Annotated in this window: 6 protein-coding genes; 2 read left to right on the top strand and 4 right to left on the bottom strand. The window is 63.5% G+C overall.

Annotation, left to right across the window (positions count from 1 at the left end):
* Positions 1-1209 (bottom strand): flavin monoamine oxidase family protein (locus AC1DX0_RS04150; RefSeq protein ID WP_477354319.1); only part of this gene is annotated, 1209 nt, incomplete at its 3' end.
* 145 nt (positions 1210-1354) lie between these two features.
* Between AC1DX0_RS04150 and AC1DX0_RS04145 the strand changes: the two genes are divergently transcribed.
* A complete protein-coding gene (locus AC1DX0_RS04145; RefSeq protein ID WP_477224424.1) occupies positions 1355-2152 on the top strand; it encodes a lytic murein transglycosylase in 798 nt (265 codons plus the stop codon).
* Between the two features lie 176 nt (positions 2153-2328).
* On the opposite strand, the gene AC1DX0_RS04140 is transcribed toward AC1DX0_RS04145, so the two are convergent.
* The 3 genes from AC1DX0_RS04140 to AC1DX0_RS04130 form a co-directional block, all read right to left on the bottom strand.
* Positions 2329-2916, bottom strand: a complete 588-nt coding sequence (locus tag AC1DX0_RS04140; protein WP_477224423.1) for a hypothetical protein — start codon at positions 2914-2916, stop codon at positions 2329-2331.
* Positions 2913-3227 carry a hypothetical protein gene (locus tag AC1DX0_RS04135; RefSeq protein ID WP_477224422.1) on the bottom strand — a complete coding sequence of 105 codons (315 nt, stop codon included), beginning with the start codon at positions 3225-3227 and terminating at the stop codon, positions 2913-2915. The genes AC1DX0_RS04140 and AC1DX0_RS04135 overlap by 4 nt, the downstream gene beginning before the upstream one ends.
* Positions 3228-3349: 122 nt before the next feature.
* Positions 3350-4573: an argininosuccinate synthase gene (locus AC1DX0_RS04130; RefSeq protein WP_477354316.1), complete on the bottom strand. Its 1224-nt coding sequence runs from the start codon at positions 4571-4573 to the stop codon at positions 3350-3352.
* A gap of 381 nt (positions 4574-4954) precedes the next feature.
* On the opposite strand from AC1DX0_RS04130, the gene AC1DX0_RS04125 reads away from it, so the two are divergent.
* Positions 4955-7009, top strand: coding sequence for a putative bifunctional diguanylate cyclase/phosphodiesterase (locus AC1DX0_RS04125; RefSeq protein WP_477224420.1), 2055 nt, complete (start codon positions 4955-4957; stop codon positions 7007-7009).
* Positions 7010-7024: the final 15 nt, after the last annotated feature.

The following is a 7024-nucleotide window of genomic DNA, read 5'->3' as shown; positions in this document are numbered from 1 at the left end:
CGCTTCGCCCGACAGCCGCGCACCGCCGCAGGTCTGGATCAGCGGGCCGGCGAGGTGCTCGCCGGCAAAGAAGATCTTTTCCGCCACCGGCTGCATCAGCGCCGCCCGCGCTTCCGAGCGGCCCGGGCGGGCCGCCGCATAGGCGCCGCGCACGAAGCGTTCGCCTCCCCAATTGGTCATCATGGCGCGGGCGACATGCTTTCTGGTGTCGGCGCCGAAAATGCCGCACAGCCGGTCGACGACGAAATCGATGCCGGCGGCCTCGCCCGCCGCCGACATCTCCCAGGCGAAGTCGCCGCCGACGAAGCCGACCATCAAATCGAGGTCGAAGGGAAAGCACAGGAAATAGATGTCGTGCCGGGCCATGCGCTCGATCAGCAGGTCGTCGAAGGGCTGCAGGCCAAGCCTTGTGCCCCGGATCTCCACCGGCAGCTTGGTCAGCATGCCCATCGGCAGGTCGAAGAAGGCGCCGAAATGCGTGTCGGGCAGAGCCGGCGAGAATTCGATCTCCTCGAAGGCGAGCACTGCCGGCGAGGCGGTGACGATGACCGCCCTGGCGCGGACGGTGCCGCGGTCGGTGACGCAAGCGACGCCGGGCACGTCCCACAGGATCTTGCGCACCGGCGTCGACAATTCGACCGGCAGGTCGGCACCGAAGCGGGCGACCAGCGCTCCGAACCCTTCCTTGCTGAAATAGTTTGGGTCGAGATCGGCCGCGGCCTGGAAATCGCGGATCGAGATCTCGTCCTCGTCGGCGCCGAAATCCATCGGTCCGGCGAAGGTTGCGGCCGCGCGCGGCGCGTGGCCCCTGGCGAGCAGTGCGGAAAGCCGGTCGTCGTCGCCGTCCCTGACCTGATGCTTCGCCAGCAATTCGAACAGCTTCGCATCGGCGGCCTTCATCTCGGCTTCCTCTGCCTCGCTCGCCTTGTGCTGGCGATAGTAGAGGTGGTCGACGTTCATGTCGTGGTGGTGCAGCGTCCAGCCGGCAGCCCGGGCTTCGGGAAAATAGGGATTGCGGTCGGCGGCATGCAGCCAGGCACAGCCGATGTCGAAAGGCACGCCGAAATGCTGGTCGCTGGTCCAGGCCCGGCCGCCGATGCGGCCCATCGCCTCGAGCAGTTTGAAGGAAAGACCGGATGCCTGCAGCGTCCTGGCCGCGGCGAGCCCCGCCGAGCCGGCGCCGATGATCACCACATCAACGTCTTCCATGGCTATTTCGACCCCGCCACAATAATCACTTGATCGTAGGCAAATTCCCCGGCATTCGCCAGCATTGTGCCGCAGACCGTGACAAGTGCGCGTTTCGCTGGCAAATTCGCAGATGGGACGTGAATCAGGCAACCAGGAGAACAACATGGCACTTCTTGCCAAGGGTAGGATTTTTGCGGCCGCGGTGGTGGCGGTGCTTGGGCTGGCGACGGGGGCACAGGCGGCGGCCAGTTGTGGCAGCACCGGTGCCGGCTTCGATGCTTGGAAGCCGGGGTTCGCCGCAGAGGCCAAGGGCGAAGGTGTCGGCGCCAAGGGTCTGGCCGCGCTGGCTGGCGCCACTTACGCGACAAAGACGATCTCCGTCGACCGCGGCATCCACAAGGCTTTCAGCGGCTCRGTGGAAGCCTTCATGAAGCGCCGTGGCGGGGCGGCGATCATTTCCAAGGGCCGTTCGCTGAAAAAGTCGAATGCGGCGCTGTTCAGCCAGATCGAAAGCAATTACGGCGTGTCGCCGGGTGTGCTGCTGGCGATCTGGGGTATGGAGACCGGCTTCGGTTCGTCCATGGGCAACCAGAATACGGTTTCCGCCATTTTGACGCTTGCCTATGATTGCCGCCGCCCGGCGTTTTTCCACCCACATGCCATTGCGGCCCTGAAGCTGGTTGATCGCGGGGCTTTGAGCTCCTCGTCGGTCGGCGCCGCGCATGGCGAGATCGGCCATACGCAGTTCCTGCCCGGGAATGTCCTGAAATATGGCGTCGGCAGCGGAAACCTGCGCGACAAGGCGACCGCATTGGCTTCCACCGCCAATTTCCTCAAGGCCCATGGCTGGCGGCGGGGTGCGAGCGCTTCGGCCAATATCGGGGCAATTGCCGGCTGGAACGACGCAAACGTCTACCAGCAGGCCATCGTGCTCATCGCCACGGCGATCGATGGCGATTGATTGAAAGCTCTGTTCGACAGAAGAGCCCGGCCATGCGCCGGGCTTTTTTGTTGATGGAACCATCATGGACATTCGGGAATGCCTGAAGCCTCCCCAACTTCGTCATTCTAGGGTCTGCGCCGCGTCGCTACGCTCCTTGCTCCGCCCGTGGATGACGAAGCGATTGATGTTCCCGGCTAATCGCCAACATCAACCGCGTAGGAACAGCCGGCCAGCGTCTTGCCGGGGTGGGTGCCGACGGTCGAGACATTGAGCGTGATGCTCGTGGAAAGACTGATGCCGCCGGTTTCCTCGGTGCTTTCGGTCACCACCTTCTCGCCAAGGAATTTATCCGGCGTCGAGACCATCGCTGGGACCCCGAGCTGCCGGGCGAGGTCGGGCGCGGCGATGCCCTCAAGCACGGCCATCGGCCCTGTCGCGGTAAAGACGATTGTTCCCGTCTCGCGCCCGAAGACGTGGACCGGAGCGGGCAGTTCATATTGGCTGAGAAATGGATTGCCTGATGCAACCCCTTTCCAGCCAAGCGTCTCCACCGCACCCGGCTCGCCGCTCAGCCAAAGGGCAAAGCCGTTATAGGCCGGCACGTCGGCCTTGCATTCGATGAGCGCGGCGAGGTCGAGGGAGACGGGATCGAAATCCTCGGCCACGGCGGTCACGGGACTCGTTAGAACAACCAGCGGCGTCAGCCATCCGCCGAGATTGCGCAGCCAGGCTGGGCACAAAATGCCGACTCCCACCGATGGTTCCGATGCGGCGACGGTCATTTGCCCTTTATGATCCTCCAAACGTCGGTGGATTGGTTGGTCTGCAGCCTGTTTATGTCGGAGAGGGTCAGTCGCCCGCTAAGCATCGCATCGACCAGGCGTCGGCAGAAGACGGTCGGCATGTTTGCCGCCGAAACGCCCATGAAAGCGGTGGCTTCGTGCTTGGCCGTGATGTTCCAGGTCGCGACATTTGCCATGCATCGGCCAAATGCCGCCTTTGGGTCCTGCTTCACAGCCTCCTGGCTGCTCTGGCAGCCAGCCAATGCGACGATCATCGCAGACACTGTCAAAAATCGGACCTTCATGATCAATCGCCCCAAACCCGTTGCGACGAGGCTAGATAAGACCCTGTAAAGATCAAGTAAGAAAGCGCTGATATAGTGGGCTCTTCAATCAAAAACCCGGCATTGGCCGGGTTTTTATTGTTGAACAATCAGCCGTTGCGGTTGCGCGCGGCGAGCGTGCGCAGCCTCAGCGCGTTGAGGCGGATGAAGCCGGCGGCGTCCTTCTGGTCGTAGGCGCCGCGGTCGTCCTCGAAGGTGACCAGCGCGTCGGAATAGAGCGTCTTCTTCGACTTGCGGCCGGTGACGATGACATTGCCCTTGTAGAGCTTCAGCCGCACCGTGCCTTCGACGTCTTCCTGGCTCTTGTCGATCATCGCCTGCAGCATCAGGCGCTCGGGCGAGAACCAGAAGCCATTGTAGATGAGCTCGGCATAGCGCGGCATGAACTCGTCCTTGAGGTGGCCTGCACCCCTGTCGAGCGTGATCGATTCGATGGCACGGTGGGCCACGATCAGGATGGCGCCACCGGGCGTCTCGTAGACGCCGCGCGATTTCATGCCGACGAAGCGGTTCTCGACCAGGTCGAGCCGGCCGATGCCATTGTCGCGGCCGAGATCGTTGAGCGCGGCCAGCATGGTCGCCGGCGACAGCTTCTTGCCGTTGAGCGCGATCGGATCGCCCTTCAGGAACTCGATCTCGATCTCGGTGACCTCGTCGGGCGCATCCATCGGCGAAACGGTGCGCTGGTGGACGAATTCAGGCGGCTCCACCCACGGATCTTCCAGCACCTTGCCCTCGGAAGAGGAGTGCAGGAGGTTGGCKTCAACCGAGAACGGCGCCTCGCCCCGCTTGTCCTTGGCCACCGGAATCTGGTGCTGCTCGGCGAAGTTGATCAGGTCGGTGCGCGACTTGAAAGACCAGTCGCGCCACGGCGCGATGACCTTGATGTCRGGGTTCAGCGCATAGGCCGAMAGCTCGAAACGCACCTGRTCGTTGCCYTTGCCGGTGGCGCCRTGMGCGATCGCRTCGGCGCCGGTCTCYYTGGCGATCTCGACSAGGTGCTTKGAGATCAGCGGCCGRGCGATCGAGGTGCCGAGCAGRTAGGTGCCYTCGTAGACGGTGTTGGCGCGGAACATCGGGAAGACGAAGTCGGAGACGAATTCCTCGCGCACATCGACGACGCGGATGTCCTTGATGCCCATCATCTCGGCTTTCTGGCGCGCCGGCTCCAGCTCGCCACCCTGACCGAGATCGGCGGTGAAGGTGACGACCTCGGCGCCGAGTTCGGTCTGCAGCCATTTCAGGATGATGGATGTGTCGAGACCGCCGGAATAGGCGAGCACGACTTTCTTGACGTCTTTGGTCTTGGACATTTCTGCTCCGTCGATGGCGGACGCTCGGGCAAGGGCGTCACGGATTGTCGGAGCGCCTTTTAGCAGGAACGGCAAAGCGAGCAAGCGCGCGAGGCGCCAGACTGCTGATCCAGCGCGAGACGGCGGGATCATGCCTGTTTGTTGGAGCATGATCTCAGGACAAACGGAAACCGTTTGCCCGAGAAAACCGGTTGCCACTTTTCGGGATCATGCTCTGGGGAAACAACCTGGTACAATCATGGGCTGCATTTATGCCCAGGATTTAAGCAAGTTTTCATGTCCTGCCGCTAAATCAGCGAGACAGAGCTGCACTGGCCACGCGAGTGCCGAAGCGGCTTTTGCCCGCGCAATGCGGGTGTTCTCGGGCTTGGACCATTCCTGATGCGCGTTATATCATGCATCGTCACGGAGCATAATCTGTGGCTCGTCCTGCTGGCGGCGCTGATGTGCGTCACCGGCTGCTGGGTGACGATCGGTCTCCTGGACCGCGCCAGGAAAACCGTCGGCGTGCAGATGCGGGGATGGCTGTTCCTGACCGCGGTCGCCGCCGGGTCTTCGATCTGGTGCACGCATTTCATCGCCATGCTGGCCTATCAGCCCGGCGCGCCGATCACCTTCGATCCGGCGCTCACCATGATATCGCTGGTCATCGCCATGGTTGGAACCGGCGCGGGCTTCGGCCTTGCCCTGGACAAAGGCCGCGGCCTGGCGCCGGAATGGGGCGGATGCGTCGTCGGGCTGGCGATCTCGGCCATGCATTATACCGGCATGATGGCCTATCACGTGGCCGGCATCGTCGAATGGGACGCCCGCTATGTTGTAGCTTCGGTGCTGATCGCGATGGCGTTCTCCGCCGCGGCGATCGGCCAGGCGGCGCGCCGGCCCTATCGCTGGTCGCACTATCTCGGCATAGGGCTTTTGGTACTGGCGATCGTCGGCCTGCATTTCACGGCGATGGCGGCGGTGGCGGTGACGCCGCTCTCCTTCATCACCACCGGCACCAATCCCGATATCCTCGAAGCGATGGCCGTCGCTGTCGCCGTGGTCGGCATGATCGTCGCGGCCACCGGGTTCGCCAGCTATCTGATCGACGAACGCGGCCGGCTCGACAGCTTCGAGCGGCTGCAGCATCTGGCGCTGAACGACTCGCTCACCGGCCTTGCCAACCGGGTCTCCTTCAATGACCGCCTCGACCATGAGATCGAGCGGGCGGGCGAGGATAAGGACACGAAGACCGCCGTCATCGTCATCGATCTCGACCGCTTCAAGGAAATCAACGACCTCAGGGGACACGCGGCCGGCGACCAGGCGCTCAAGATCATTGCCCGCAGGTTGGCGAAACTGGCCGGCGACGGCGAGTTCGTCGCCCGGCTCGGCGGCGACGAATTTGCCGCCATCAAGCGCTTCAAGGACCAGAACGACCTGCTCGGCCTGGTGTCGCGGCTGGAAAAATCATTGTTCCAGCCGTTGCGGATCGACGATTTCGAGACAGTCACCGGCGCCAGCATCGGCGTCGCCGTTTATCCGCGCGACGGCGCCGACCGGGAGAGGCTGGTCAGCAATGCGGATCTGGCCATGTACCGGGCCAAGAACGATGTGACGCGGGCCGTCTGCTTCTACGAATCGACCATGGACGAGACGGCGCGGGCGCGCCGGGCGCTCGCCACCGACCTTCGCCTGGCGATCGAGCGCGGCGAGCTCTCACTGCACTATCAGGTGCAGACCTCGGTCGCGACCGGCGCCACCTGCGGCTACGAGGCGTTGCTGCGCTGGACCCATCCCGTGCACGGCATGGTCCCGCCGGCCGAATTCATTCCGATCGCCGAGGAGAATGGCTCCATTCTGCCGATCGGCGAGTGGGTGCTGCGCACCGCCTGCCGCCAGGCGGCGTCCTGGGACAATGGCCACAAGATCGCGGTCAATCTGTCGCCGGTGCAGTTCGCCCATGCCGACCTCGCCAAGCTCGTCCATCAGATCCTGATCGAGACCGGCCTTTCGCCGAAGCGTCTCGAGCTCGAGCTCACCGAATCGACGATCGTCGCCGACAAGGTGCGCACGCTGCACGTGCTGCGCCAGATCAAGGCGCTGGGCGTGACGATCGCGATCGACGATTTCGGCACCGGCTATTCGTCGCTCGACACGCTGCGCTCGTTCCCGTTCGACAAGATCAAGCTCGACCGCTCCTTCATGGCCGATGTCGAGCGCAGCCCGCAGGCCAAGGCGATCATCCGCGCCGTGCTGACACTGGGGCGCAGCCTCGACATTCCCGTGCTTGCCGAAGGCGTCGAAACCCACGTCCAGCTCACCATCCTGCAGGTCGAAGGCTGCAACGAGGCGCAAGGCTATTTTCTGGGCCGCCCCAAGCCGATCGATCAGATTTTGTTGACCGGAACGGCAGCCCTAGTGCTGGCCGAGATGGATCTGTCGGCGGCCTAATCCCGTTCGAACGCG

Source organism: Mesorhizobium sp. P3_A9 (assembly GCF_056402975.1).
This window is presented reverse-complemented; position numbering and strand designations above follow the sequence as displayed.

Excerpts from the sequence above, each read along its gene's own strand:
- AC1DX0_RS04140 (WP_477224423.1), bottom strand. The coding sequence starts at position 2,916 with ATGACCGTCGCCGCATCGGAACCATCGGTGGGAGTCGGCATTTTGTGC.
- AC1DX0_RS04125 (WP_477224420.1), top strand. The coding sequence starts at position 4,955 with ATGCGCGTTATATCATGCATCGTCACGGAGCATAATCTGTGGCTCGTC.